This is a genomic window from Rossellomorea vietnamensis, assembly GCF_008180615.1.
GTDB lineage: Bacteria > Bacillota > Bacilli > Bacillales > Bacillaceae_B > Rossellomorea > Rossellomorea vietnamensis_D.
Genome location: NZ_VTEH01000041.1, coordinates 1 through 700 on the forward strand (window position 1 = coordinate 1; position 700 = coordinate 700).

Below are 700 nucleotides of genomic sequence, written 5' to 3' on the forward strand. Positions count from 1 at the left end.
CTGCAACTCGCCTGCATGAAGCTGGAATCGCTAGTAATCGCGGATCAGCATGCCGCGGTGAATACGTTCCCGGGCCTTGTACACACCGCCCGTCACACCACGAGAGTTTGTAACACCCGAAGTCGGTGAGGTAACCTTTTGGAGCCAGCCGCCTAAGGTGGGACAGATGATTGGGGTGAAGTCGTAACAAGGTAGCCGTATCGGAAGGTGCGGCTGGATCACCTCCTTTCTAAGGATATATGAGACGTGACGTTTYKRTTTGGTTTTGTTCAGTTTTGACGGTTTAATAACTGTCAGGGCGTTTTACGGAAGTAAAACAGCCGACTATAATTGTTCTTTGAAAACTAGATAAAGTTAGAAGAAGAAAGTCAAGAAAGAACCGAGAATCGCCATTTTAGGATATCTCTTATGAGATATTGTTAGATTAACCATTTGGTTAAGTTAKRAAGGGCGCACGGTGGATGCCTTGGCACTAGGAGCCGATGAAGGACGGGACTAACACCGATATGCTTCGGGGAGCTGTAAGTAAGCTTTGATCCGGAGATTTCCGAATGGGGRAACCCGCTGCACGTAATGGTGCAGTATCCATACTTGAATACATAGAGTATGGAAGGCAGACCCGGGGAACTGAAACATCTAAGTACCCGGAGGAAGAGAAAGCAAACGCGATTCCCTGAGTAGCGGCGAGCGAAACGGGATT

The 700-nt window shown here is 48.1% G+C and carries 2 rRNA genes; both read left to right on the forward strand.

Features of this window, described 5'->3' with window-relative positions:
• Window positions 1–229 (forward strand): 16S ribosomal RNA (locus FZC79_RS22855); the annotation flags it as partial.
• 205 nt (window positions 230–434) lie between these two features.
• Window positions 435–700: ribosomal RNA gene (locus FZC79_RS22860) — 23S ribosomal RNA — on the forward strand; the annotation flags it as partial.